General features: G+C 69.5%; 21 protein-coding genes. 14 read left to right on the top strand and 7 right to left on the bottom strand.

The window, feature by feature from the left end; translation table 11 throughout:
* The first annotated feature begins 89 nt into the window (after window positions 1-89).
* On the top strand, window positions 90-557 hold the full coding sequence (locus tag ACO073_RS05410; RefSeq protein WP_421996043.1) for a copper chaperone PCu(A)C: 468 nt from the start codon (window positions 90-92) through the stop codon (window positions 555-557).
* A gap of 84 nt (window positions 558-641) precedes the next feature.
* On the opposite strand, the gene ACO073_RS05415 is transcribed toward ACO073_RS05410, so the two are convergent.
* Complete coding sequence (locus tag ACO073_RS05415) at window positions 642-2,015, bottom strand: aminotransferase (protein ID WP_421996045.1); 1,374 nt, start codon at window positions 2,013-2,015, stop codon at window positions 642-644.
* A 114-nt stretch (window positions 2,016-2,129) separates the two neighbouring features.
* On the bottom strand, window positions 2,130-2,957 hold the full coding sequence (locus ACO073_RS05420) for an IclR family transcriptional regulator (protein WP_421996047.1): 828 nt from the start codon (window positions 2,955-2,957) through the stop codon (window positions 2,130-2,132).
* A 217-nt stretch (window positions 2,958-3,174) separates the two neighbouring features.
* Here ACO073_RS05420 and ACO073_RS05425 point away from each other — a divergent pair, with 217 nt between their 5' ends.
* From ACO073_RS05425 to ACO073_RS05450, 6 genes are read left to right on the top strand one after another with little or no spacing between them, the layout of a single operon-like run.
* Window positions 3,175-4,242 carry an LLM class flavin-dependent oxidoreductase gene (locus tag ACO073_RS05425; RefSeq protein WP_421996049.1) on the top strand — a complete coding sequence of 356 codons (1,068 nt, stop codon included), beginning with the start codon at window positions 3,175-3,177 and terminating at the stop codon, window positions 4,240-4,242.
* 13 nt (window positions 4,243-4,255) lie between these two features.
* Window positions 4,256-5,851, top strand: coding sequence for a gamma-glutamyltransferase (locus tag ACO073_RS05430; RefSeq protein WP_421996051.1), 1,596 nt, complete (start codon window positions 4,256-4,258; stop codon window positions 5,849-5,851).
* Between the two features lie 38 nt (window positions 5,852-5,889).
* Window positions 5,890-6,975 carry an ABC transporter substrate-binding protein gene (locus ACO073_RS05435; protein WP_421996053.1) on the top strand — a complete coding sequence of 362 codons (1,086 nt, stop codon included), beginning with the start codon at window positions 5,890-5,892 and terminating at the stop codon, window positions 6,973-6,975.
* Window positions 6,972-7,799: an ABC transporter ATP-binding protein gene (locus ACO073_RS05440; RefSeq protein ID WP_421996055.1), complete on the top strand. Its 828-nt coding sequence runs from the start codon at window positions 6,972-6,974 to the stop codon at window positions 7,797-7,799. The genes ACO073_RS05435 and ACO073_RS05440 overlap by 4 nt, the downstream gene beginning before the upstream one ends.
* Complete coding sequence (locus ACO073_RS05445) at window positions 7,796-8,629, top strand: ABC transporter permease (protein WP_421996057.1); 834 nt, start codon at window positions 7,796-7,798, stop codon at window positions 8,627-8,629. Before ACO073_RS05440 ends, ACO073_RS05445 begins: the two co-directional genes overlap by 4 nt.
* 38 nt (window positions 8,630-8,667) lie before the next feature.
* Complete coding sequence (locus ACO073_RS05450) at window positions 8,668-9,264, top strand: flavin reductase family protein (RefSeq protein ID WP_421996059.1); 597 nt, start codon at window positions 8,668-8,670, stop codon at window positions 9,262-9,264.
* A 39-nt stretch (window positions 9,265-9,303) separates the two neighbouring features.
* Here the strand turns inward: ACO073_RS05450 and ACO073_RS05455 are convergent, their stop codons facing one another.
* Both ACO073_RS05455 and ACO073_RS05460 read right to left on the bottom strand, forming a co-directional pair.
* A complete protein-coding gene (locus ACO073_RS05455) occupies window positions 9,304-10,329 on the bottom strand; it encodes a lysine-2,3-aminomutase-like protein (RefSeq protein WP_421996061.1) in 1,026 nt (341 codons plus the stop codon).
* Between the two features lie 41 nt (window positions 10,330-10,370).
* Window positions 10,371-12,029, bottom strand: a complete 1,659-nt coding sequence (locus tag ACO073_RS05460) for a flavin-containing monooxygenase (RefSeq protein ID WP_421996063.1) — start codon at window positions 12,027-12,029, stop codon at window positions 10,371-10,373.
* Between the two features lie 227 nt (window positions 12,030-12,256).
* Between ACO073_RS05460 and ACO073_RS05465 the strand changes: the two genes are divergently transcribed.
* From ACO073_RS05465 to ACO073_RS05480, 4 genes are all read left to right on the top strand, one after another.
* Entirely contained in the window at window positions 12,257-13,450 is a 1,194-nt protein-coding gene (locus tag ACO073_RS05465; protein ID WP_421996065.1) for an HlyD family secretion protein, read from the top strand.
* A gap of 146 nt (window positions 13,451-13,596) precedes the next feature.
* Window positions 13,597-15,180, top strand: coding sequence for a DHA2 family efflux MFS transporter permease subunit (locus ACO073_RS05470; RefSeq protein ID WP_421996067.1), 1,584 nt, complete (start codon window positions 13,597-13,599; stop codon window positions 15,178-15,180).
* Between the two features lie 5 nt (window positions 15,181-15,185).
* Entirely contained in the window at window positions 15,186-15,884 is a 699-nt protein-coding gene (locus ACO073_RS05475; protein WP_421996069.1) for an adenosylcobinamide amidohydrolase, read from the top strand.
* A gap of 110 nt (window positions 15,885-15,994) precedes the next feature.
* Complete coding sequence (locus ACO073_RS05480; protein WP_421996071.1) at window positions 15,995-17,275, top strand: ArgE/DapE family deacylase; 1,281 nt, start codon at window positions 15,995-15,997, stop codon at window positions 17,273-17,275.
* A gap of 36 nt (window positions 17,276-17,311) precedes the next feature.
* On the opposite strand, the gene ACO073_RS05485 is transcribed toward ACO073_RS05480, so the two are convergent.
* The 3 genes from ACO073_RS05485 to leuC form a co-directional block, all read right to left on the bottom strand.
* Window positions 17,312-18,175, bottom strand: a complete 864-nt coding sequence (locus ACO073_RS05485) for an EamA family transporter (RefSeq protein ID WP_421996073.1) — start codon at window positions 18,173-18,175, stop codon at window positions 17,312-17,314.
* A 4-nt stretch (window positions 18,176-18,179) separates the two neighbouring features.
* Window positions 18,180-18,797 (bottom strand): 3-isopropylmalate dehydratase small subunit, encoded by a 618-nt coding sequence (gene leuD / locus ACO073_RS05490; protein WP_421996075.1) that lies wholly within the window; start codon window positions 18,795-18,797, stop codon window positions 18,180-18,182.
* 104 nt (window positions 18,798-18,901) lie between these two features.
* On the bottom strand, window positions 18,902-20,296 hold the full coding sequence (leuC, locus tag ACO073_RS05495) for a 3-isopropylmalate dehydratase large subunit (RefSeq protein ID WP_421996077.1): 1,395 nt from the start codon (window positions 20,294-20,296) through the stop codon (window positions 18,902-18,904).
* Between the two features lie 228 nt (window positions 20,297-20,524).
* On the opposite strand from leuC, the gene ACO073_RS05500 reads away from it, so the two are divergent.
* From ACO073_RS05500 to ACO073_RS05510, 3 genes are read left to right on the top strand one after another with little or no spacing between them, the layout of a single operon-like run.
* Window positions 20,525-21,625: an HlyD family secretion protein gene (locus tag ACO073_RS05500; RefSeq protein ID WP_421996079.1), complete on the top strand. Its 1,101-nt coding sequence runs from the start codon at window positions 20,525-20,527 to the stop codon at window positions 21,623-21,625.
* The gene (gene rbbA / locus ACO073_RS05505; RefSeq protein WP_421997399.1) at window positions 21,622-24,378 is read left to right on the top strand and encodes a ribosome-associated ATPase/putative transporter RbbA; all 2,757 of its coding nucleotides are present in this window, start codon (window positions 21,622-21,624) and stop codon (window positions 24,376-24,378) included. Before ACO073_RS05500 ends, rbbA begins: the two co-directional genes overlap by 4 nt.
* A gap of 5 nt (window positions 24,379-24,383) precedes the next feature.
* Window positions 24,384-25,508: an ABC transporter permease gene (locus ACO073_RS05510; protein ID WP_421996081.1), complete on the top strand. Its 1,125-nt coding sequence runs from the start codon at window positions 24,384-24,386 to the stop codon at window positions 25,506-25,508.
* Window positions 25,509-25,512: the final 4 nt, after the last annotated feature.

Below are 25,512 nucleotides of genomic sequence, written 5' to 3' on the forward strand. Positions count from 1 at the left end.
CCGGCGAGTGCTTGCCGCTCCATCTCATCCTTGACGGCCGGCGCCAACCTGCGGTCTTAGGAGCCGTGAAAACGTCGGGGAGTGAGCAGGTGTTGAGCTGGTTCCGTCGCCGTCGCAGCGAACCGACCGAGGCGGCCGCCTCGCGCGGCGGGCTGACGATCCGCACGCCCTGGGTCCGGCCGGACTCCGTCTATCCGGACCGGGCCGGCGGCTACCTGACGATCGTCAATGCCGATGCGGAGGGGGACCGGCTGGTCGGCGCCAGCACCAAGGTCACGGCCGCCGTCGAGATCCAGGGCATCCGGGTCGCGGGGGGCGACATCCGCATGAAGGCGTTTCCCGACGGGCTCGCGATCCCCGCCGGCAGCACCATCGTGCTGAGGCCGCACGGCTATCACCTGCTGCTGAAGGGCCTGGCGGAACCGCCGGCCGTCGGCGCGCGCGTGGCGATGACGCTGACGTTCGAGCGCACGGGCGCCGTCGAGGTGGACATGGTGGTCGAGGCGCCGGGCCATGTCGGCGAGACGGTGCTCGACGACAATCGCCACCCGGCCTAGCTCGGCCGCGGGTAGTGAGCGCCCGGCGAGATCGGCCGGTTCCGGCCGATCTCATGACGCTTCAGAACCGGCGCAAGGCCCCGTTCAGGCTGCGAGCTCGCTATGCGCCTCGTCGAGCGCCAGGCCGAACCGCCGGCACATCTCGCCGATCTCCTCCTCGGTGATGATCAGCGGCGGAGTGAAGGCGATGCGGTCGCCGATCGCGCGCACGATCAGCCCGTGCTTCAGCGCCAGGTCCTGCACCAGCGTGCCGGCCTTCTGCTCGGGCGCCCAGGGCGTGCGCGTCTTGCGGTCCTTCATCAGCTCGACGCCCGCGAACAGGCCGACGCCGCGCACGTCGCCCACCAGCGGGTGCTCGGCGAAGGCCCCCAGCCCCTTCAGCATGGCCGGGCCGACGGCCCGGACATGGTCGACGATCCGGCGTTCCTCGTAGATCTTCAGCGTCTCCAGCGCGACCGCGCAGGCCACCGGATGGGCGCCGTAGGTGAAGCCGTGGCCGAACGTGCCGTTGGTGGCGCTCAGGCTCTCCAGGGCCTGGTAGATCCTGTCGGAGATCATCAGGGCCGAGATCGGCTGGTAGGCGGCCGACAATGCCTTGGCGCAGGAGATCATGTCGGGCTGCAGGTCGTAGGTCTCGCAGCCCCACATGTTGCCGGTGCGGCCGAAGCCGGCGATCACCTCGTCGGCGACGAACAGCACGTCGTACTTCTTCAGCACCTTCTGGATCTTGGCCCAGTAGGTGCGCGGTGGCGTGATGGCGCCGCCGCCGCCCTGCACAGGCTCGCCGAAGAACGCGGCTACCGTCTCGGGGCCCTCGGCCAGGATCAGGTCCTCGAGATCCTTGGCCATGCGGTCGGCGAACTGCTCCTCGGTCTCGCCGTCCTCGTGCAGCCGGTAGTAGTGCGGGTTGCTGGTGTGGCGGAACATCGGCAGCGGCACGTCGAAACCCAGCCGCATGTGCGGCTGGCCCGAAACGCTCACCGAGGCCACGGTGTTGCCGTGGTAGCCGCGCTCGCGGCCGATGATCTTCTTCTTCTCCGGCTTGCCGATCGCGTTGTGGTAGTACCAGACCAGCTTGATGGCGCTGTCGTTGGCTTCCGAGCCCGAGCACTGGAACAGCGCCTTGGCCATCGGCCTGGGCGCCACGGAAATGAGCTTCTCGGCCAGGTCGACGCTGGCCAGATGACCCTTGCCGAAGAACGTGTGGTAGTAAGGCAGGTCGAGGAGCTGCTGGTAGCCGGCCTCCGCCAGGCGCTTCTCGCTGAAGCCCAGCGAGGCGCACCACAGGCCGGCCATCGCCTCGATGTACTCCTTCCCGGATTCGTCGATGACGTGGATTCCCCTGCCGCGCGCCATCAGCGTGCCGCCCTGCTCGCGGTAGGAGCGCAGCTCCGTCTGCTGGTGCACGAGATAGCGGATGTCCCGCGCGTGCGGGGAATTGGCGTTCAGACCGTCCATGAGCTTCCTTTCTCTCTGACTTGTTCGTCGTTCTCTATCCCGGCTGCGGCCGAACCTCGCCCACCTAGCGAGCGGAAGCTCCTTTAGGATCCCGCGACGTGCGGCGACGGGCCGTCAGTTGTCCACCGTTTCGCCGCTCCCTGACGGGCGCTTCGCGCCGAGACAGGCGGAGATCTCGGCCGCCGCCTGGCGGGCGCAGCGGATCATGCGGTCGAGGCTCGGTCCCTTCTCCAGATGGATCGGCCGGCCGATGCTGATGGCGGCGACGACGCGGCCGGAGAAGTCGACGACCGGTGCGCCGACCGACACGACGCCGTGGAAGGCCTCGTCCTGGGAGACGGCATAGCCCTGCCGACGGATGGTCCGGAGCTGCGCCATCAGTTCCTCGCGCGACGGCGTCTCGGGGGCGCTGAAGCGCTGCGCGGCATAGCGCGTCAGCTTGTCCTCGATCGCGCTGTCGGAAAGGTCGGACAGCAGCACCCGCCCCATGGCGGTGGTGGTCAGCGGCACCTCCGAGCCCGGCGCCACGCGGATGTTGAACGGCCCGAAATCCTGCAGCGCCAGGAGATAGACCACGCTCTGGTCGCGCATCACGCCGAGGAAGGCGTTGAGATGCTCCGTCTCGACGACGCGCCGCAGCACCGGCGGCGCGCAGTTCTCGATCCGTGCCGACTTGAGATAGACGCGGCCGACCTCGAAGGCCTGCACGCCGATGCGATACTTGCCGGTCTCGGCGTCCTGCTCGAGATAGCGCTGGGCCACGAGCGCCGTCACGAGGCGATGCGTCACCGCGATCGGCAGCTTCGTCTCGCGCGCCAGCTCGCGCAGCCCGACATCGCCGCCGCGATAGGCGATGTGGCTCAACACCCGCAAGCCCTTGGCGAGCACCAGGCTGCCGGAAGCGGCAGCCGGCTCGGCCGCCTTTCCCATTGTCCGCTTCATCGTCACTCGATGGCACGAGGACGGGCCCGCGCGAAAGTCCGGCGGCGCCGGCTCGGCCGCGCAGGAGCTGCGAAGCGTATTGACCGCTGGGGCACAGACAGGTAATCCTATATTCGGATCAGTGATCCGATATTTGGATCACCTAGCTTGCGATGTCAAGTGCGGAGGCTCTTCGGTGCGGGTGTTCCTGTTTCATGAAGCAATTTGCCCGCCAGGCGTGACCTGGACGCAGCGCATGCGCGAGATCATCGACGAGGCCGTCGTGGCCGACGACTGCGGCTTCCACGGCTACGCCATGTCGGAGCAGCATTTCGCGAGCGGCGAGGCCATCACCTCCGCCCCCGAGATCGTCCTGCCGTTCGTGGCGGCCCGCACGAAGCGGATGCGCCTGCGCATCGCCTCGGTGAACTTGCTGCCCTACAACCATCCGATCCGGGTCATCGAACAGATGGCGACGCTCGACCTGCTGTCGAACGGGCGCGCGGAAATGGGCGGGGCGCGCTCGAACAACCCCTACACGCTGGACGCGTTCGGCATCGATCCGGCCCGCACGCGCGAATATCGCGACGAGCACCTCGCCATCATCGGCAAGGGATTTACCGAAGAGCGGCTCGAATTCTCCGGCGAGTTCTACCGGATCCCGCCGCGGCGGATGGCGCCCTGGCCGGTGGGCCGCCGTCCTCCGCCGGTGCACCTCTCGGCCACCAGCCTCGAATCGCACGAGGAGGCGGGCGCGATGGGCACCGGCGCGATGACCGGCCTCAGCGTGCTTGGCTGGGAGTATGCGCAGGCCTGCGTCGACGCCTACCGCAAGGGCGCCTGCTCGGCGAAGCCCGTCGCCGGCTCGATCACCAAGCGGCTGGCGCTCCTCTCGGTCGGCGTCAACTGTCACCGCGATCGACAGACCGCGCGGGACGTTACGCGCGCCAACACGCTGCGCTTCATCGAGGTCATCATGGACTGGATGACCAAGCTGGCGAAGCGGTCGGAAGGCTACGAGTACTTCGCCCGCATCGAGGAGATCCGCAAGAACATGACGGATCTCGACTATCTGATCGAGACGTCGCCCTACGTCATGGCCGGCACGCCCGACGACATTGTCGCGAGATGCCGCCGCCTCTACGAGATGGGGGTCGACGACGTGCTGTGGCGTATCGACGGCATGGGGCACGAGAACAACATCGCGGCCCTGCGCATGATCGGCCAGCACGTCATTCCGGAGCTGGATCGCTGGCCGGAGCATGACTTCTCCACGCCGGCGTCGGCCTGGCACCTGGCGGCCTAGGTTCGGCGCCGCGATGACCCCCGACAGCGGATCGCCCGGACAGTGGCCCACGACGACCCAGCACTGGGTCGTCCGCAAGCCTGCCGCCTCGGGGAAGGCCGGGGTCGTTGTCGCCCAGTCGAACGTCGTCGCGCAGATGGGCGCCGACATCCTGGCCGCTGGCGGCACGGCGGCCGACGCCGCGGTGGCAATGGCGTTCGCCCTGTCCTCCGCCGAGCCGTGGAACAGCGGCATCGGCGGCGTCGGCTATGCGCTGGTGCGCACGCCGTCGGGCGACGTGCGCGCCGTCGACTTCGGGCCTGTCTCGCCTCTCGCCGCGACACCCGCGCTCTATCCGCTGACGGGCGTGGATTCGGGCGCCACCTTCGGCTGGCCGGCCGTTGTCGATGACCGCAATGTCCACGGTCCGCTCAGCGCCTGCGTGCCCAGCGCGGTTGCCGGCTACGGCCTGCTGCACGAACGGTTCGGACGACTGCCGTGGCAGGAGCTCGTCGCGCCGGCCGCCGCCCTCGCGCGCCGCGGCATGGCAAAGGACTGGTTCAGCACCGTCAAGCTGGCGCAGTGCGCGAGCGTGCTGCGGCGCTATCCGAGCACGCGCGACCTGTACCTGCCCGACGGACTGCCGCCGGTCTTTCCGGAACAGGGGCCGCCGGACTACCTGTCCCAGGGTGGCCTGGCCGATACGCTGGACCGGATCGCCCGCGGCGGTGCCCGCGCCTTCTATGCCGGCGACCTCGCGGCCGACATCCTTGCCGACATGGCGGCGGCGGGCGCGGTGATTTCCCGCGACGACCTGCGGCGGCGCCATGCCGAGGAAGCGGCGGCACCTTCGGCGGCCTGGCGCCGCGCCGGGCGCGTCCATCATGCCGGAGGCCTGACCGGCGCGCCGACGCTCGAGCGCGTGATGGCCCTCATCGCCACCCGGCAGCCCGGCGCCAAGCCGGATGCCGCCTGGTTCGCCGCCCTCGCAAGTGCGATCCGGCAGGCGTTCTCGGAGCGGCTCGCCGGCCTCGGGGGCGAAACCGATCCGCAGGCTGCGTCGTCCACCTGCACCAGCCAGGTGTGCGTCATGGATGCCGAAGGCATGACCGTGACGCTGACCACGACGCTGCTCAGCCTGATGGGCAGCGGCGTGGTCCTGCCGCGCACCGGCATCCTCCTCAACAACGGCATGATGTGGTTCGACCCACGCCCCGGCGCGCGCAATGGCATCGCCGGCGGCCGCAAGCCGCTGGCCAACATGCTGCCCGTGCTGTTCGTCTCGGACGACGGCGCCACCGTGATCGCTGGCGGCGCTTCCGGCGGACGCCGGATCCTGTCGGCTGTCTACCAGATGCTGGCCTACCTCGTGGACTTCGCCATGCCGCTGGAAGAGGCCGCGCACCACCCGCGCATCGACGTCTCGGGTCCGCTGGCGGTGGGCGTCGACCGGCGGCTTGGCCGCGACGTACTCGACGCGATCGGGGCCGGGGGCCCAGCGCGCTTCCTCGAACACGTGGCGGCGCCGATCAACTTCGGATGCCCTGCCTTCGTCCATTCCCGTGACGGCATCTTCTCCGGCGTCAGCGACTGCATGACGCCCTGGAGCGCCGCGGTCGTCCCGCCCTGACGACATCCGATCATCCTTGTTCCGGAGGTAGCCTCACCATGATCAAGAAATTCCTGGGTCTTTGTGCCGCGATGGCCGCGGGCGTCCTCACCCTGTCGGCGGCAGACACCGCCGCGCTGGCCAAGGACAAGTTCGTGTTCGCCTGGCCGTCCGCCATAAACTCCGGCGTGGCGCCGCTGACCTTCGCCACCCAGCTCGGCTACTTCGACAAGGAGAACATGGACGTCCAGATCCAGGTGCTCACCGGCAGTGGCGTGATCATTCCCCAGCTCGTTGCCGGCAACATCCAGGGCGCCTATTCGAGCCTCGAGCCGCTGATCATCGCGCGCCAGCCGGGCAAGCCGAACTATCCGATCATGTTCGCCTACAACTATCTGCGCCGGTCCGTCTGGGAATTCGCCGTGCTCGACAGCTCGCCCATCAAGTCGTTCGCCGATCTCAAGGGTTCCACGATCGGCGTGCTGGCGCTGAGCTCGGGCAACATCTTCATGCTGCGCGCCATCCTCGAAGCGCAGGGCGTGCCGTGGGACAGCATCAAGCTCCAGGCCGTGGGTACGGGCGCGGCCGCGTTCGAGGCGCTGCGCAGCGGCCAGATCCAGATGCTGAATCTGTTCGACACCGCGCATGTCCGGCTGGAGCAGTCGGGCACGAAGATCCGGCGCCTGCAGGTTCCGGCCGAGTTCGATGGCCTGTCGAGCCACGGCATCTCCGTGACCCAGGCCCTCTTCAAGGACAATCCCGGGCTGATCGCGCGCTTCGGCCGGGCCCTCACCGAGGGTACGCTGGCCTGCCAGGCCAACCTCGACGCCTGCATCCGCTCCTACTGGGCGGCCTATCCTGCGCTCAGGCCGGCGCCGGCGGCGGAAGCCGAGACGATGCGGAAGGAGAAGGAGGTGCTCACCGTGCGCATGGGCAACCTCACCTACATGCGGCCGGGTGCCAAGGCGCAGATGGGCGAGTTCTCGACCGAGGACTGGACCAAGCTCATCGCAGCACTGGAGGCTGGCGGCGAGATCAAGAAGACCGACATCCCGCTCTCGTCGCTCTATTCCAACGCGCTGGTCCCCGAGTTCAACCGCTTCGACCAGGCCGCGGTGATCGCCCAGGCCAAAGCCGCCAAGTGACGGCGGCCGCCGTCGCTGCGCGCGGAGCGGGCGGCAGCCCGCAGCCGCCGTCCGGGACACGCCGCCAGCTCGTCATCGACCGGCTGTCGGTCGTGTACCGCTCGCGGCGCGGGGAACTGCCGGCGGTCGCCGACATCACGATGGACATCGGGGAGGGCGAGTTCGTCGCCATCCTCGGCCCGTCGGGCTGCGGCAAGTCCACCCTGCTCAAGATCGTCTCGGGCCTGCTGCGGCCGACGTCGGGGAGCGTGATCCTCGACGGCACGCCGGTCACGCGGCCACGCTCGGACGTCGGAATCGTCTTCCAGCAGGCGACGCTGTTGCCGTGGCGCACCGTGCTGGGCAACGTCCTGACGCCGATCCGGGCGCTGCGGCGTTCCGAGGCGGCGCATCGCGACAAGGCGATGGAGCTGTTGCGTCTGGTCGGCCTCGAGGCCTTCGCCGGCCACTATCCGCACGAACTGTCGGGCGGCATGCAGCAGCGGGTCGGCCTGGCGCGCAGCCTTATCCACGATCCGCGCCTGCTGCTGATGGACGAACCGTTCGCCGCGCTCGATGCGATGACCCGCGACCGCATGGCGGTCGAACTCCAGTCCATCTGGTCGAGGACGCGCAAGGCCGTCCTGTTCATCACCCATTCGATCCCGGAGGCGGTGTTCCTGGCGGACCGCATCATCGTCCTGTCGGAGAGGCCGGCGCGCGTGGTCGAGGTGCTGAAGGTCGACCTGCCGCGGCCGCGCGGACAGGACGTCGTCTCGCGGCCCGAGTTCACCTCGCTCTGCGCGCACCTGCGTGAGTGTTTCAACATCGGAGGCGAGCGATGACGGAAGACCGGCGGCGCGGCGCGCCGAACGTCCTGCGCAGCGAGATGGCCAAGGACTATGCGGCCCGGGCCTGCACCTTTGTCCTTCTCATCGGCGCCTGGGATCTCGCGGTACGCACCGGCCTCGTATCGAAGGACATCCTGGCGACGCCCTGGTCGGTGGCGCAGGCGCTTTGGCACGGCTATGTCGGGGGCGCCCTGTGGCCACATTTCTGGGCCACGACCACGGAGACGCTGCTCGGCTTCGCGCTGGGCTGTGCGATCGCTCTCGTGGTCGGCGCGGCGGTCGCCGAGTTCCGCACCCTCGAACGCTTCATCTATCCCTACGTCGTCGCCCTGCAGTCCATGCCGAAGGTGGCGCTGGCGCCATTGCTCATCGTGTGGTGCGGCTTCGGCCTGTTGTCCAAGGTCGTGCTGGTCGCGCTGATCTGCTTCTTCCCCATGTTCGTCAACGTCGTCGCTGGGCTGCATTCGGCGCGGCCCGAGCTGGTCGACCTCTACACGGCCTTCTCCTCGGGGCGCTGGCGGCTCTTCCTCGACGTCAAGCTGCCCTCGGCGCTGCCCGGCATCTTCGCCGGCCTGCAGATCTCGCTGGTGCTGGCGCTGCTCGGCGCCGTGGTCGGCGAGTTCGTCGCTTCGCAGCAGGGGCTCGGCAGCCTGATCCAGGCGGCGTCGCTGAATTTCGACGTGCCGGTCATGTTCGCCTGCATCGTCACGCTGGCGCTGATGGGCGCATCGGCAAGCATGCTGGTGCGCTACCTGCAGCGGCGGCTGCTGTTCTGGGAACCGGGCGGCGACCGCCAGGCATCGACCACGAGCACGGCGGCGTGAATCGGGCGGGAGCTGCCCATCCTATGGAGGAAACGGCGATGGCCGAGTTTGATCGGATCGATCCCGCGGCGTTCAACCATGACGAACGCTACAAGTTCCTGACCGCGACGGTGGTGCCGCGGCCCATCGCCCTTGTCACCTCCACCGGCGCGTCCGGTGTCCTGAACGCCGCGCCCTTCAGCCAGTTCATCATCATCGCCGCCAGCCCGGCCCTGCTGGGCATCGTCGTCGGCCGCGAGCCCGAGGGCGAGAAAGACACGCTGCGCAACATCAAGGAGACCGGCGAATACGTCATCAACACGGTCTCCGAATCGATGGCCGAGCAGGTGCAGCTCTGCGCCCATCCGTTCCCGGCCCATGTCAGCGAGGTCCAGGAGGCCGGCTTCACCGTCGTGCCGGCCACGACCGTAAACACGATGCGGATCGCCGAGGCGGTGGTCCAGTTCGAATGCAAGGTGCACCGCATGATCGAGTTCGGTGATTCGCCGGCCACGCTGGTGGTCGGTCTCGTGACGCTGGCCCACGCGGCGAAGGGCGTGGTGTCCGACCATCGCGTCGATCATGCGAAGCTGCAGCCGCTGGGCCGCATCTCCGGCCGCCGCTACTGCTTCACGCGGCAGACGATCGAACTCTGAGGCGAGTCACCTCGCCAGACATTTCTGCGAGGCGAGGTGTCAGCCTGGATAGCTGTGCCGCCCGCCGAACGCATCCTCGACCGTCAGGGCGTCGGGATCGTCGGCGAGGTAGCCGGGGCCGATCGGCACCTTGCCGTGGCCGCCGGGGACGTCGAGCACGTAGGTCGGCTGGGCGATCCCGCTCAGGCGGCCGCGCAGCGCCTTCATCAGCTCCTGGCCGCGCGCGATGGGGACGCGGAAATGCCCGGTGCCGCGCACCAGGTCGGGATGGTGCAGGTAGTAGGGCTTGACCCGTGCCGTCACCAGGGCACGCATCAGCGCCTCGAGCGTGTCGACCGCGTCGTTGACCCCGGCCAGCAGCACGGTCTGGCCCAGCAGGGGAATGCCGGCATCGGCCAGCCGCGCGAGCGCTGCGCGCGCCGCCGGCGCCAGCTCGCTTGCGTGGTTGCAATGCACGGCGAGCCACAGGCCGGCGCGGCGCGGCCTCAGGGCCTCGACCAGTGCCTCCGTCACGCGGGCCGGATCGGCGATCGGCACGCGGCTGTGCACGCGGATCACCCCGACATGATCGATGGCGTCGAGCGCCGCGATCAGCTCGCCCAGCCGCCGCGGCGCCAGCATCAGAGGGTCGCCGCCCGTCAGGATGACTTCCCAGACGGCCGGCCGCTCGCGGATGTAGGCGAGGGCGGCGGCCAGCTCGGCGGCCGTCAGCGCCTCGCCGCCCGGGCCGACCGCCTCGCGGCGGAAGCAGAAGCGGCAATAGACCGGGCAGACATGGATCGGTTTCAGCAGCACGCGGTCGGGATAGCGATGCACGATGCCCCTGACCGGAGAGCGTGCCTCGTCGCCGATCGGGTCGGCGCGCTCGGCTTCGGCGATCTCGGTCTCGGCGGTGGAGGGCACGAACTGGCGGGCGATCGGATCGGCCGGATCCGTCCGGTCGATCAGCGCCAGCATCTCCGGCGTCAGCGCGATCGCCATCGACCGGGCGGCCTCGACCAGGCGCGGATCGGGCGTCAGGAGCCCCTCGCGTTCGAGGTCGCCGAGCGTGCGCAACGTCTGCATGGCGGCCGTGACATAGGCGTCCGTCCGCCGCTTGACGAGTCCTATTCGGCGGCGTCCTGGCGGGCCGGGGTGCGGCGGCCGAGGATGAAGCCCTCGTAGCCGTTGGCGGCGACGGCCTCGCTGTGCCGCTTGTAGCGGTCGTAGCCGCCGACATAGGGCATGAAGACCCGCGGCTTGCCGGGAATGTTGGCGCCCACGTACCAGGAGTTGGCCAGCGGATAGAGGGTGCTGTCGGCCACGGCGTTGACGTGCTCGACCCAGCCCTGCTCGGCCTGCGGCGTCGCCTCGATGCGGTCGAGGCCGGCGCTGCGAAGGTGTCCGATGCAGTTGGCGATCCAGTCCACGTGCTGCTCGATCGAGGCGATCATCTGCGTCTTCACGCCGGGGCTGCCGGGGCCGGTGACGATGAACATGTTGGGGAAGCCCGACACCATCAGCCCGAGATAGGTGAGGGGGCCGCCCGCCCAGTGGTCGCGCAGGACGGCGCCCGCGGTCGTGCGGATGTCGATCTCGTTCAGGGCGCCGGTCATGGCGTCGAAGCCGGTGGCGAACACGATCGCGTCGAGCTCGAACGCCTGCCCGCTCCGGGTGCGCAGCCCCGTCGCGGTGATCGTGTCGATGGGATCGCTGCGCACGTCGACCAGGGCGACGTTGGCGCGGTTGTAGGTCTCGTAATAGTCGGTATCGAGGCAGAGCCGCTTGGTTCCGATCGGATGGTCCTTGGGCGCCAGCAGCTCGGCAGTGCGCCCGTCCTTCACCGTGGCGCGGATCTTGTTGCGCACGAATTCCGAGGCGGTGTCGTTGGACTCCTTGTTCACCAGGAGGTCGGTGTACGAATAGAGGTAGCTGATGCTGCCGCCTTCCTGCCACTTCGCCTCGTAGTCCCGGTCGCGCTCCGCGTCGGCGACGTCGAGCGCCGACCGCGTGGGCTTGGGATGGCCGGCGATGGCGAAGGGCGTGTCGGCCGCCGCGATGCGGCGCTGGCGGTACTCCGCCTTGTGCCGGCGCTCGCGCTCGGCATCCATCGGCGCGTTGCGCGCCGGCAGGCTGAAGTTGGCCGTGCGCTGGAAGACGGTGAGGTGCTTGGCCTGGCGGGCGATGATCGGGATCATCTGCACGCCCGAGGAGCCGGTGCCGATCACGCCGACGCGAAGGCCGCCGAAGTCGACGCCTTCGTGCGGCCACAGGCCCGAATGGTACCAGCTGCCCTTGAAGTCCCCGAGCCCCTTGAAGTCGGGCACGCGCGGCGTCGAGAGATTGCCCGCCGCCATCACGCAGTAGCGGGCCTCGATCGTCTCGCCGTCCGCCGTCTTCAGGGTCCAGCGGTTGGCGGCGTCGTCGAACACGGCCGACACGATGCGGGTATCGAGCTGCACGTCGCGGCGCAGGTCGAACCGGTCGGCGACATGGTTGATGTAGCGCAGGATTTCGGGTTGCGTGCCGTAGCGCTCCGGCCATTTCCACTCCTGCTGCAGCTCGTCCGAGAAGCTGTAGGAATATTCCAGGCTCTCGACGTCGCAGCGCGCGCCCGGATAGCGGTTCCAGAACCACGTCCCGCCGATCCCCGAGCCCGCCTCGTAGGCGCGGACCGAAAGGCCCATGCCGCGCAGGCGATGGATGGCATAGAGGCCGGCCAGCCCGCCGCCGACGATGGCGACATCGAGCGAGCGGGGCGCGGGGCTGTGCGAGGCATCAGGCATGGTCGACGTTCCCGGATTGTTTTTGCTGTGCGGGCGAGGGCCTCGCCCTGTTGCCGTACCGTCCCGCGTGGCCGGTGGCCTGGCAAGAGGCGTCGCCCGCACCGGCGCGGAGGCCGGCATGCGCCGGAAGCGTTGCAGCAAGCCCGCGAGGTCGATGGCCGAGCCGATGTTTCAGGCCTATGCTCGATATATGACAAAACGTCGTCGGACGAATCGCGGATAGAATCTTGGACCAGTCGGTCTCCTCGCCCGCCGCCAGGCCTGCGACGACGCCGGCGTCTCCGGCACCGTTCGTCCCGCCGCCAGCTTCCCGGCCGCCGCCCGCGACGCCGCGCGTCCGTCGCCGGCTGCCGCTCGGACCCCGGACATTCATCATTGGCGCGCTGCTCCTCGCGGCGGTGGCCTATGGCGGCTACGAGATCTACCTGCGGCTGACCCACGTCTACGAGTACGATGCGCGCGTCACCGCCGACATCGTCACGATCTCCAGCCGGGCCGATGGCTGGGTGGTCGACGTGCCCGTGCGCGAGGGCATGCGCGTCGAGGCGGGCCATGTGGTTGCCGTCATCGACGACCGTGTCGCCAAGCTGCGCCGCGACGCCTTCCGGGCGCAGATCGAGGGGGTCCGCGCCGAGCGCACGCGGCTGCGTGCCGAGCGGCGACTGGCGCTGAACCAGGCCGAGGCGCTGGCGAAGACGCGCACCGCCACCGTGCGTGTCCGCGAGCAGGCTCTCGCCGCCATGCAGTCGGACCTCGACCTCGCCAAGCTGGAGCTCGACCGCAACCGTTCGCTGTTCGCCAGCCGCGTCATCAACGAGCGCCAGCTCCAGGTGGCGCAGGCGGCGGTCGACAAGCTGCAGAGCCAGATGCAGCAGCTGCGCGCCGAGCAGCAGCAGGCCCAGGGCAGCCTCGAGGAAGCCAAGGTCGAGCAGGAGAAGCTCACGGTGATCGACGCCCAGATCGCCGCCCTCGACCACCAGGTGGCCAATCTCGCCGCCCAGATGCACCAGCAGAACGTCGACATCGAGGATCGCACCATCCGCAGCCCGATACCGGCGGTGATCGACCGGACCTTCGTGCTGCCCGGCGAGTACGTGCAGTCGGGCCAGCGCATCATGCTGCTGCACAATCCCAGCGAGGTCTGGGTCGAGGCGAACATCAAGGAGACCCAGATCGGCCGGCTCAAGGTCGGCCAGCGGGTCATCGTGTCGGTCGACGCCTATCCCGACAACCGCTTCCTCGGCCGCGTCGCCCGCATCGGCAGCGCCACCACGGCGCGCTTCGCCCTGCTGCCGACGCCCAATCCGTCCGGCAACTTCACCAAGATCACCCAGCGCCTGCCGGTGAAGATCGACATGGTCGAGATGCCCAAGCCGTTGACGCCGGGCATGATGGTCGAAGTCGAGATCGATGTGCGTTAGTCATCGGTCCCTCCCCAGCGAAGCTGGGGAGGTGGCCCGCAGGGCCGGAGGGGTCATGGGCAGCCGTGCCGTTCCTCATGACCCCTCCGCCCGCTTCGCGGGCACCTCCCCATCGTATGCCGATGGGGAGGGAGGAAAGCACGCGATTGCCTGACACCCCCGCCGTCGCCACCGTCCAGGTCCTGTCCGAGCGCTACGGGCCGGCCTATCGCTGGCTGGTCACGGTGACCGGCATGGTGGGGGTCGTGTCCATGGTGCTGGCCATGACCACGGTGAACGTCGCCGTGCCCGACGTCATGGGCGCCTTCGGCATCGGCCAGGACAAGGCCCAGTGGATGTCCTCGGCCTACATGGCGACGATGACCGCCGGCATGCTGATCAACGCCTGGCTGGTGGGCGTGCTGGGCGAGCGGCGCATCTTCGTCGGCTCCCTGTTCTTCTTCTCGCTGGGCGCGCTGCTGGGCGGCGCCGCGCCGACCGAGGACACGCTGATCCTCGCCCGCGTCCTGCAGGGCTTCAGCGCCGGCGTCGCCCAGCCGCTGGTCATGGCCACGATCTTCAGCGTCTTTCCGCCCGACCGCCGCGGCATGGCGATGGGCGTCTTCGGGCTGGGCGTGGTGTTCGCGCCCGCGATCGGCCCGACGCTGGGCGGGCTGATGATCGAGTACTTCTCGTGGCGCTACGTCTTCTTCATTTCCCTGCCGTTCTGCGTCGTCGCGGCCCTGCTGGGGCTGGTGTTCATGCCGACGCGCCGCGTGCCGCGCGAGATCCCGTCCTTCGACTGGCTGGGCTTCATCCTCCTCTGCATGGCGCTGTTCGGCCTGATGACCGGCATCGCCGACGGCCAGCGCGAGGGCTGGAGCTCCGACATCATCGTGCTGAGGCTCGTGGTCGGCGCCCTGTCGGGGCTGGCCTTCGTGCTGTGGGAGCTGCGCACCCCGCGGGCGCTCCTCGACATCCGCATCTTCGCCAATGTCGAGTTCTCGGCCGCCGCCATGATCGCCTTCATCTTCGGCGCCGGCATGATGGGCTCGACCTACATCATCCCGGTCTTCGTCCAGACCATCATCGGCTTCACGCCGCTCCTGGCCGGGCTGATGATGATGCCGGCCGGGCTGATGCTCGCCTTCATCTTCCCGCTGGCGGGCCGGCTCAGCGATGCGATGCCGGGCGCCACCATGATCATCGCCGGCCTGCTGCTGTTCGCCACGGGCTTCGCCTGGATGGTGACGGCGGACGTCAACACGACCTTCTGGACGCTGGTCGGCATGGTGATGCTGTCGCGCCTGGGCCTGGGCTTCATCAATCCCAGCCTGAACGCCTCGTCGCTCAAGGCCCTGCCGGCGGAGAAGGTGCGCCAGGGCGCCGGAATCGCCAACTTCATGCGCCAGCTGGGCGGCGCCTTCGGCATCAACCTGATGGTCGCCTTCTTCGAGATCCGTACCCGCTTCCATGCCGATGCGCTGACGGCGACCCAGTCCTGGGACAACAACACGACCGAGCGGCTGCTGCGCCAGGTCGAGCGGCTCCTGCAGCATGACGGCCTGCCCTACCAGCAGCAGAAGGCCGGCGCGATCGACTATCTGGCCACTATCCTCAACATCAACGCCCAGATGATGGCCTTCTCGGACACGTTCATCGTGGTGGGGGCCGTGGCGCTGATCGCGCTCGCGCCCGCCTTGCTGCTCTCCCGTTCGCAGCGACGGGCGCGGCGGCTGGCGTTCGGGTGAGTCCGGTGGCGGAGGCCGTCGCCGCAGCCCGGCCCGAACCTCCCTTCGCTGTCCATTGCGCGCCGCCCTTCCTGGCGGTCCGCTTCGCCGAGCCGCAGCGCACGCTCGGCTGGTCGCTGCTCCACCCCGGCTTCGCCACGATCACCGACATCGTCTGGGTCGAGGTCCGCAACGCCGATCTCGGTCCGTCGGTCGACCCGCAGGCTTTCCTGCGGATGCGCCTGCGCGCGGCGGGGCGACCCGAGGCGCTCGGCCTGATGACGTCGCGCGACATCCGCCGGCACCATCTCCAGTCCCGCCGGGTCGACGGCATCGCGGCCGCCTGCCTGACGACGGTCGGCCTCGCGAACGGCGAGCGCGTCGGTTCCCGCCGGTCGCCCGGCCCCCACGCCGGCACCATCAACACGCTGTTGCATGTCGCCACGCCGCTCGACGACGGCGCCCTCGTCGAAGCCCTGTCCATCGCTGCCCAGGCGAGGACCGCTGCCCTCGTCGATTCCTGTCGCGGGGAGCGGGCGACGGCGATCACGGGCACCGGGACCGACTGCATCGTGGTCGCAGCGCCCTGCCACGGCCCGGCTCTTGCGTGCGCCGGCCTTCATACTGCCGTGGGCGAGGCGATCGGCGCCGCCGTCTACGAGGCCACGCGGCACGGCGCCGAGGAATGGGATCGCGAGTTCCCGCACCTTGCCGCGAGGCGCTGACCGCCGGAGACGAGCGGTCATTTGAACAGGTGGCGGCTTCGCACCTATCATGAGCGATGCCGTCGCGCCCCGGGCGCGCCGGGCCGGCGTGGACGAGTGAGGAGTAGTCGATGATCGATGCGGCGCTGAAGACCAGGATCATGAGCGAGGTCGACCGCCAGTTCGACGACCAGACCAAGGTGCTGGCCGACCTGGTGAAGATCCCGTCGACCCGCTTCAAGGAAGCGCCGGCGCAGGACATGATGGCCCGCCTGTTCAAGGAGGACGGGCTGTCGGTCGACCGCTGGCAGATCAAGATCGACGACCTCAAGCACCTGCCCGGCTACTCGCCGCACAGCCAGGACTACGACGATGCCTGGAACGTGGTCGGCGCCTGGCGGCCCAACAATCCGAAGGGCCGTTCGCTGATCCTGAACGGCCATATCGACGTCGTGCCCGAGGGGCCGCACAACATGTGGACGCGCAATCCCTTCGAGCCGGCGATCAAGGACGGCTGGATGTACGGCCGGGGCTCCGGCGACATGAAGGCCGGCATCATCCTCAACCTGTTCGCGCTCAGGGCGCTGCGCGCGCTCGGCCTCCAGCCGGCGGCGGACATCTACCAGCAGTCGGTGGTCGAGGAGGAATGCACGGGCAACGGCGCGCTGGCCTGCCTGCAGCGCGGCTACCGCGCCGACGCCGCCCTGATCCCCGAGCCGTCGGCCGGTGCGCTCACCATCGCGCAGGTCGGCGTCATGTGGTTCCAGGTGACGGTCACCGGTCATCCGGTGCACGTCTACAAGGCCGACGCCGGCTCGAACGCCATCGAATCGGCCTACCGCCTGATCCAGAAGCTGCGCGAGCTGGAGAAGAAGTGGAACGAGAGGAAGGCGCACGACAAGCACTTCTGCGACCACCACCATCCGGTGAACTTCAACGTCGGAAAGATCGCCGGCGGCGACTGGGCGAGCTCGGTGCCGGCCTGGTGCACCTTCGACATGCGCGCGGGCGTGCTGCCCTCGCAGACGCTGAAGGAGTGCCGCCAGGAGATCGAGGACGTGATCCGCACCGCCGCGGCCAACGATCCCTTCCTGGGCAACAACCCGCCGACCGTGACCTGGGAGGGCTTCCAGGCCGAGCCTTTCGTGCTCAAGAACCACGAGCAGGTGCGCGAGGTCCTGGCCGAGGCGCACAAGACCGTGTGGGGCAGCGCGCTCGAGGACAGGACCCAGACGGGAACCGCCGACAACCGCTTCTTCGGCCTCTATGCCGGCATCCCGGCGCTGGTCTACGGCCCGCAGTCCGACGACATCCACGGCTTCGACGAGCGCGTGAACCTGGAATCGATCCGCAAGATCACCCAGGCGACGGCGCTGTTCATCTCCGAATGGTGCGGGCTGGAGAAGGCGTAGGCTGTTCGTTGCCGGGGGCGCGCCCCCGGCGATGAGTCACCGCAGCCGTCGCACCGAGGCGAACAGGCCGGTCGCGACGCCGCCCAGCACGATCGCCACGCCGACCAGGCGCAGGCCGCCCAGCGGCTCGCCCACCAGCCAGCCGGACAGGGCGAGCGCGACGCAGGGAACCAGCAGCGAGATCGGGCCGACCTTGGCGGCGGGGTAGGTGCGCAGCAGCGTCCCCCAGATCAGGTAGCCCAGCCACATCACGGGCACGACCGTGTAGAGGAGCGCCAGCCAGCCCTTCCAGGTCGGCGCGAGCAGCGGCGCCAGCAGATGGTCCGGCCCTTCGACCAGGGCCGCGACGAGGGCGAGCGGCAGCGGCGGCAGCACGCAGGCCCAGGCGGTGACCGCGAACATCGACACGCCGCGCGCCGAGCGGAAGAAGAGGTTGCCGACCGCCCAGGTGAGCGCCGACAGGAGCGCGAGGCCGATGGCGACCACGCTCGCCGTGCCCTCGACCGTGCGCGAGATCAGCACGACGCCCACGGTGGCGATGGCCAGCCCCAGCCACTGGCCGCGCGTGGCGTGCTCGCGCAGGAAGAGCGCGGCCAACACCACGGTCAGCGGGCCCTGGAGCTGGACCAGCACCGAGACGAGGCCGGGCGGCAGGCCGGCCTGCATGGCGAAGAACAGGAACACGAACTGGCCGCCGAACATGAAGAGGCCGATGCCCGCCAGCGTCGACCAGGCGATGGCCGGCCTCGGCACGAAGACGATCGGCAGGGCGCAGAGCAGGAAGCGCCAGGTGGCGAAGGTGAAGGGCGCGTACTCGTCGAGCCCGAACCGGATGACGGTGAAGTTGAGGCCCCACATCGCCACGATCAGCAGCGCGGCGAGGGTGTGGAGGGGCGTCAAGCGATCACAGCCAGATCCACGGACGGGCGGACTTGTCGGCGCTCTGCCAGGCCTCGACCTCGTTCTTGCGCGTCATCGTCTGGGCGATGTCGTCGAGCCCGTTCAGCAGCGCATGCTGGCGGCGCGCATCGACCTTGAAGGGGATGGTGCGGCCGGTCGGCGACACGACCTCGCTCTTCTCGAGGTCGACCGTCACGCGGGCATTGCCCGGCGAGGCGCGCATCTCGTCGGCGAGCTGCTCGACCTCCTCGATCGGCAGGACGACCGGCAGGATCCCGTTCTGGAAGCAGTTGTTGAAGAAGATGTCGCCGTAGGAGGGAGCGATCACCGCCTTCACGCCCATGCCGGCCAGCGCCCACACCGCGCCCTCGCGGGAGGAGCCGCAGCCGAAGTTTTCCTTCGACAGGATGATCGGCGCGCCGCGATAGGGTTCCTGGTTGAACACGCAGTCGGGGTTCTCGCTGCCGTCCGGGCGGAAGCGGATCTGCTCGAAGCAGTAGGGTCCGAGCCCCTGCCGGCCGGTATTGTTGACCAGCCGCTCGATGCGGATGACGAGGTCGGTGTCGACGTTCTGGCGCATCAGCGGCGCGGCGACGCCGGTGACCTTGGTGAACTTTTCCATGTCCTGTCTCCTATCGACCGCTGTCACCCCGAGCGAAGCGAGGGGCCTTTGAGGCCACAGGAAAGGTCCCTCGCTGCGCTCGGGATGACAGGCGTGCCGTCATCCTAGATCTTCCTCACGTCGGCGATGGCGCCCCGGATCGCGGCGGCTGCGGCCATGGCCGGGCTGGCGAGATGGGTCCTGGCTCCGGGACCTTGGCGCCCCACGAAGTTGCGGTTGGAGGTCGAGACGCTGCGCTGGCCCGGCGCGACGCGCTCGCCGTTGGAGGCGATGCACATCGAGCAGCCGGGTTCGCGCCATTCGAAGCCGGCATCGGTGAAGATGCGGTCGAGCCCCTCGGCCTCGGCCTGGCGCTTGACGCGCTCCGAGCCGGGCACGATCCAGGCGTTGACGTGCGGCGCCTTGCGGCGACCCCTGGCGATCTCCGCCGCGGCGCGCAGGTCGGAGAGGCGGCTGTTGGTGCAGGAGCCGATGAACACCCAGTCGACCGGCGTGCCCTCGATCGGCTTGCCGGGCTCCAGCCCCTGATACTGCAGCGCCGCCGTCCAGGCCGCGCGCTTCTCCTCCGGACCCTGCGCGGGATCGGGGATCGGCCGGTCGACGGCGACGACGTGCTCGGGACTGGTGCCCCAGGTGATCTGCGGCGCGACGCGGCTCATGTTGATCGTGTGCTCGCGGTCGAACTCGGCGTCGGGGTCGGACGGGAGCGTGCGCCAGTAGGCCACCGCCCGCTCCCACATCGCTCCCTTGGGCGCATAGTCGCGGCCCTCCAGGTACGCGTAGGTCGTGTCGTCGGGCGCGACCATGCCGGTGCGGGCGCCCATCTCGATCGACAGGTTGCAGAGCGTGAGTCGGCCCTCGGCGCTGAGGCCGCGCACCGCCGAGCCGGCATACTCGACGGCAAAGCCGGTGCCGGCGGCGGTGCCGAGGTCGCCGATCAGGTGCAGGATCATGTCCTTGGCGGTGACGCCCTGCGGCACCGCGCCCTCGTAGTGGACGCGGAAGCGCCGGGGCTTGCGCTGAACCATCGTCTGGGTCGCGAGCACGTGCTCCAGCTCCGACGAGCCGATGCCGAAGGCCAGCGAGCCCATGCCGCCATGGGTGCAGGTGTGGCTGTCGCCGCAGACCAGCGTCGTGCCGGGCAGGGTCAGGCCCTGCTCGGGGCCGACGACATGGACGATGCCGTTGCCGTCCTGGCCGATGTCGAACAGGCGGATGCCGAACCTGGCGGTGTTGGCCCGCAGGCCCTTCAGCAGCGGCGCGCCCGGCGGGAAGGTCTCCTCGGTGCGGCCGGGCTGGGTCGAGATCGCATGGTCGGGCGTGGCGTAGACCAGGCGCGGCTGGGCCGGCGCATAGCCCTTGTCCATCACGTCGCGCAGGGCACGGGCACCGGACAGGTCGTGCAGCAGCACGCGATCGATGTGCAGCAGCACGAAGCCGTTGCCCAGGTCGGTGATGACGTGACTGTCCCAGATCTTGTCGAAAAGCGCCTTGGCCATTGTTTTCCTCCGCGGGCCCGATATCAGCATCCGCCGGTGCCGGAAGGAAGGCGCTTTGCGCAGGGCTGCTGCTCCGGGCGCCCCGACCCTGCGTGGCGCCTGCACTTGATTTGCATCAAGCTGTTGCGCGGCGCGAAACCGTAGAAGGGACGCGTCGATCATGCGGGCGGTGTGGTCGGGCGTTCGTTGCCACGCCGTCGTTTTCCCGAGAGGCCGAGGCGACGCGCCATGACTGATCCCGCGAAGGTCGAGGAAGCCACGGGCGCGCCCCGTGTCGCCGCTTCCCCCGCCCCCCTGCCGGCCGAGGCCGCCGGGCTGCCGATGGTCGTCGAGCCTCGCGTGGTGCCGACGCGCCGGCGCTGGATGCGCATGGCGGCGCTGCTCGTCCTCGTCCTGCTGGCCGGCGCCGCGGGCGGCTACTGGTGGCTCCACCGCATCCCGCCGCTGCCGCCCGGCATCGCCGACGGCAATGGCCGGCTCGAGGCCGATCCCATCGACATCGCGACCAAGTTCCCGGGCCGCGTCGCCGAGCTGCGGGTCGACGAAGGCGCGATCGTGCAGGCCGGGCAGGTCCTGGCGGTCATGGACACGCGCGACCTCGAGGCCTCGCTCAAGAAGGCGGAGGCGCAGGTCGAGCAGGCCAACAAGGCCATCGCGGAGGCCACGGCGAACGTCGCCCAGACCCATACGCAGGTCGTGCTGGCCGGGCAGCAGATGGACCGGGCGCGGCAGCTTCTCGCGAACGGCTGGATCACCCGCGAGCTGTTCGACCAGCGCCAGCAGCAGCTTCAGGCCGCCCAGGCGTCGGAGCTGGCGGCGCAGGCGCGCGTGCGCGCCGCCGAGGCCGTGCTCAACGCCGCCCGGCACGATGTCGAGCTCTTCAAGGTCAACATCGCCGACAACACGCTGGTGGCGCCGCGCGACGGCCGCATCGAGTACCGCATCGCCAATGTCGGCGAGGTCCTGCCCGCCGGCGGCAAGGTCTTCACGCTGCTCGACATCGGCTACGTCTACATGGACGTCTACCTGCCGACGGCGACGGCGGGCCGCGTCAGGATCGGCGACGAGGCCCGCATCCTGCTCGACGCCTATCCCGACCGGCCGATCCCGGCGAAGGTGACCTTCGTCGCGTCGCAGGCCCAGTTCACGCCGAAGATGGTCGAGACCCGCACCGAGCGCGACAAGCTCCTGTTCCGGGTCCGCGTCCGCATCGATCCGGCGCTCACGCGTGCCCACGCCCCGGCCGTGAAGAGCGGCGTGCCGGGCGTGGCCTATGTCCGCTTCGACCCGCAGGCCGAATGGCCGGCCCGGCTGCAGACGAAGCCCTGACCGTGGGCGGACCGGCCGCGCCCGTGATCCGCCTTGCCGGGGTGAGCCATCGCTATGGCCGCGTCACGGCGCTGGCGGGCGTCGATCTCGACGTCCCGGCGGGCTGCATCGTCGGGCTGATCGGGCCCGACGGGGTCGGCAAGTCCTCGCTGCTCGCGCTGGCTGCCGGCGCCAAGCGGATCCAGCGCGGCCGGGTCGAGGTGCTGGGCGGCGACATGGCCGATGCGCGCCATCGCGGCGCCGTCTGCCCGCGCATCGCCTACATGCCCCAGGGGCTCGGCCGGAACCTCTATCCGGAGCTCAGCGTCCGCGAGAACATCGAGTTCTTCGGCCGCCTGTTCGGGCACGGGCGGTCGGAACGACGGCGGCGTATCGCCGAGCTGCTGGCGAGCACGGGCCTCGCCCCGTTCGGCGACCGGCTGGCCCGCCAGCTGTCGGGCGGCATGCGCCAGAAGCTCGGCCTGTGCTGCGCGCTCATCCACGATCCCGACCTGCTCATCCTCGACGAGCCGACGACGGGCGTCGATCCGCTGTCGCGGCGGCAGTTCTGGCAGCTCATCGACCGCATGCGGCGGCGACGGCCGGGCATGAGCATCGTCGTGGCGACCGCCTACATGGAGGAGGCGGAACGGTTCGATTGGCTGGTCGCGATGAACGACGGGCGCGTGCTGGCGACCGGCGCTCCGGCTGCGCTGAAGGCCGGGACCGGCGCCGCCACGGTCGAGGAGGCTTTCATCCGCCTGCTGCCCGAGGCGCTGCAGGCCGGCCACCACCGGCTCGAGATTCCGCCGCGTCGCCGGTTCGATCATGAGCGCGTGATAACCGCCCGCGGGCTGACCCGCCGCTTCGGCGACTTCGTCGCCGTCGACCATGTCGATTTCGACATCGAGCGCGGCGAGATCTTCGGATTCCTGGGCTCGAACGGCTGCGGCAAGACGACGACGATGAAGATGCTGACCGGCCTCCTGCCGGCCAGCGAGGGCACGGCGACCCTGTTCGGCCGGGCGCTCGACGGGCCCGACATGGCGGCGCGGTCGCGCGTCGGCTACATGTCGCAGTCCTTCTCGCTCTACGGCGAGCTGACGGTCCGCCAGAACCTCGACCTTCACGCAAGGCTGTTCCATGTGCCGGCCGCCGAGGCGCGCACCCGCATCGGCGATCTCATTCGCCGCTTCGGCCTGGCCGGACATGTCGACCAGCTCGCGTCGGGCCTGCCGCTCGGCATCCGCCAGCGGCTGTCGCTGGCCGTGGCGATCGTCCACCGGCCCGACCTGCTGATCCTCGACGAGCCGACGTCGGGCGTCGATCCGGTCGCCCGCGACGCCTTCTGGGAGGTGCTGATCGACCTGTCGCGCAACGAGGGCGTCACGATCTTCGTCTCGACCCACTTCATGAACGAGGCGGCGCGCTGCGACCGCATCGCGCTGATGGACGCCGGCCGCGTGCTGGCGACCGGCACGCCCGAGGCGCTGGTGCGATTGCGCGGCGCAGCGGACCTGGAGCACGCGTTCGTCGGCTATCTCGAGGAGGCGGCCCGGGCGAGGGCACCCGTAGACACCGGGCCCGAGCCGGAGGCGCCGGACCCGGCGCCCGGGCCCGCGTCCGCCCCGGCCGACGCGCCACTGTTCAGCCTGCGCCGGCTGCTGGCCTACGCGATCCGCGAATCGCTGGAGCTGATGCGCGATCCGATCCGTCTCGCCTTCGCGCTGGGCGGCACGGCGTTCCTGATGCTGGTCTTCGGCTTCGGCATCACCACCGACGTCAATTCGCTCACTTTCGCCGTGCTCGATCGCGACGACACGTTCGAGAGCCGTGCCTATGTCGACCAGCTGCGCGGCTCGCCGTACTTCGTCGAACGGCCGCCGCTGCGAAACGACGCCGACCTGCAGGATCGCCTCAAGCGGGGCGAGGTCACGGCCACGGTCGAGCTCCCGCCCGGCTTCGGCCGCGACATCCGCCGCGGCCGACCGACCGAGGTCGGCGTGTGGATCGACGGCGCGGTGCCCTTCCGGGCCGAGACCGTCCGCGGCTACCTGCAGGGCGTGCACCAGCACTACCTCGCCGATCGGGCCGTCCGCGGCCATGGCGGCGCGGACCGTACGGCCGCGGCGGCCGTCATCGAGACGCGGTTCCGCTACAACCAGAACTTCGACAGCGTCTATGCCATGGTGCCGGCGCAGATCGCCCTGCAGCTCGCGCTGATCCCGGCCATCCTGATGGCGCTGGCGATCGTGCGCGAGAAGGAGCTGGGATCGATCGTCAATCTCTACGTCACGCCCGTCACGCGGCTCGAGTTCCTGCTGGGCAAGCAAGTGCCCTACGTCGCCCTCGCCATGGTCAACTTCCTGGTCATGGTCGTGATGGCGCTCGTCGTCTTCGGCGTGCCGCTGAAAGGCAGCTTCGCGCTGCTGACGCTGGGCGCGCTGATCTACGTCACGGCGACCACCGCCTACGGGCGCGTGATCTCGACCTTCACCGGCACGCAGATCGCCGCCCTGTTCGGCACCGCGATCCTCACCGTGCTGCCGGCCACGATGTTCGCGGGCATGCTGGTGCCGGTATCGTCGATCACCGGCATCGGCGCGGTCATGGGGCGGCTGTTCCCGATGACCTACTTCCTGCCGCTGAGCGTCGGCACGTTCACCAAGGGGCTGGGCTTCGCCGACCTGTCGGGCGAGCTGCTGGCGCTGTTCGCGTTCGTCCCGGGGCTGACGCTGCTCAGCCTCGTCCTTCTGCGCGCCCAGGAGAAGTGACCGCCATGCGCGCCGCCGAGAACATCCTGTGGCTGGCCGGCAAGGAGCTGCGCAGCTTCTTCCGCGACTGGGTGCTGCTGGCGCTGGTCGTCTACTCCTTCTCGCTGGCCATCATCGCCCAGGCGCAGAGCAGCTCGCAGGAGCTGCACAATGCATCGATCGGCATCGTCGACGAGGACCATTCCGAGCTGTCGCGACGCCTCGCCCGGGCCTTCCTGCCGCCCTACTTCAAGCCGCCCCGGCCGGTCGCCATCGGCGACGTCGACCATCTCATGAACACCGGGAAGTTCACCTTCATCCTCGACATTCCGCCGCACTTCGAGCGCGACGTGCTGGGCGGCCGGCAGCCGGCGCTACAGCTCGCCGTAGACGCCACGGCGATGATGCAGGCCGGCATCGGCTCGGGCTACGCCCAGCAGATCCTGCAGGCCGAGATCGACTCCTTCGTCGCGCGCGCCGGCCCATCGCGGGCCGCGCCCGTCGACCTGCAGGTGCGCTTCGCCTTCAACCCCAACGTCGCGACCGCCTGGTTCACCGCCGTCATGGGCCTGATCAACAGCGTGACCATGCTGGCGATCATCCTGGCCGGCGCGGCGGTCGTGCGCGAGCGCGAGCATGGCACCATGGACCATCTCCTGGTCATGCCGGTCAGCCCGTTCGAGATCGCGATGTCCAAGATCCTGGCCAACGGGCTCGTCATCACGGTCGCCGTCGCCCTGTCGGTCTCCCTCGTCGTGCGCCACCTGCTGGCCATCCCGATCGCCGGCTCGGTCCCTCTGTTCCTGGCCGGCGTGGCGCTATACCTCTTCTTCGCGACCTCGGTCGGCGTCTTCCTGGCGACGATCGCCCGCACCATGCCCCAGCTCGGCTTGCTGTTCATGCTGGTGGCCATCCCGCTCAACATGTTGTCGGGCGCCAACACGCCGCTGGAAAGCATGCCGACCTTCCTGCGCACCATCATGCAGGCCTCGCCCACCACGCACTTCGTGTCCTTCGCCCAGGCGATCCTCTATCGCGGCGCGGGTATCGACGTCGTGTGGCCGCAGTATCTCGCCGTGGCCGCCATGGGCGCGCTGTTCCTCGGCCTCGGGCTCCTGCGGTTCCGCAAGGTGGCGACCGCGACGTCGTGAGGGT

The organism is Reyranella sp. (genome assembly GCF_965229815.1).
Taxonomy (GTDB): Bacteria; Pseudomonadota; Alphaproteobacteria; order Reyranellales; family Reyranellaceae; genus Reyranella.

Excerpts from the sequence above, each read along its gene's own strand:
- ACO073_RS05445 (WP_421996057.1), top strand. The coding sequence starts at position 7,796 with ATGACGGAAGACCGGCGGCGCGGCGCGCCGAACGTCCTGCGCAGCGAG.
- ACO073_RS05420 (WP_421996047.1), bottom strand. The coding sequence starts at position 2,957 with ATGAAGCGGACAATGGGAAAGGCGGCCGAGCCGGCTGCCGCTTCCGGC.
- ACO073_RS05480 (WP_421996071.1), top strand. The coding sequence starts at position 15,995 with ATGATCGATGCGGCGCTGAAGACCAGGATCATGAGCGAGGTCGACCGC.
- leuC (WP_421996077.1), bottom strand. The coding sequence starts at position 20,296 with ATGGCCAAGGCGCTTTTCGACAAGATCTGGGACAGTCACGTCATCACC.
- ACO073_RS05460 (WP_421996063.1), bottom strand. The coding sequence starts at position 12,029 with ATGCCTGATGCCTCGCACAGCCCCGCGCCCCGCTCGCTCGATGTCGCC.
- leuD (WP_421996075.1), bottom strand. The coding sequence starts at position 18,797 with ATGGAAAAGTTCACCAAGGTCACCGGCGTCGCCGCGCCGCTGATGCGC.
- ACO073_RS05500 (WP_421996079.1), top strand. The coding sequence starts at position 20,525 with ATGACTGATCCCGCGAAGGTCGAGGAAGCCACGGGCGCGCCCCGTGTC.
- ACO073_RS05435 (WP_421996053.1), top strand. The coding sequence starts at position 5,890 with ATGATCAAGAAATTCCTGGGTCTTTGTGCCGCGATGGCCGCGGGCGTC.
- ACO073_RS05455 (WP_421996061.1), bottom strand. The coding sequence starts at position 10,329 with ATGCAGACGTTGCGCACGCTCGGCGACCTCGAACGCGAGGGGCTCCTG.
- ACO073_RS05450 (WP_421996059.1), top strand. The coding sequence starts at position 8,668 with ATGGCCGAGTTTGATCGGATCGATCCCGCGGCGTTCAACCATGACGAA.
- ACO073_RS05510 (WP_421996081.1), top strand. The coding sequence starts at position 24,384 with ATGCGCGCCGCCGAGAACATCCTGTGGCTGGCCGGCAAGGAGCTGCGC.
- ACO073_RS05430 (WP_421996051.1), top strand. The coding sequence starts at position 4,256 with ATGACCCCCGACAGCGGATCGCCCGGACAGTGGCCCACGACGACCCAG.
- ACO073_RS05415 (WP_421996045.1), bottom strand. The coding sequence starts at position 2,015 with ATGGACGGTCTGAACGCCAATTCCCCGCACGCGCGGGACATCCGCTAT.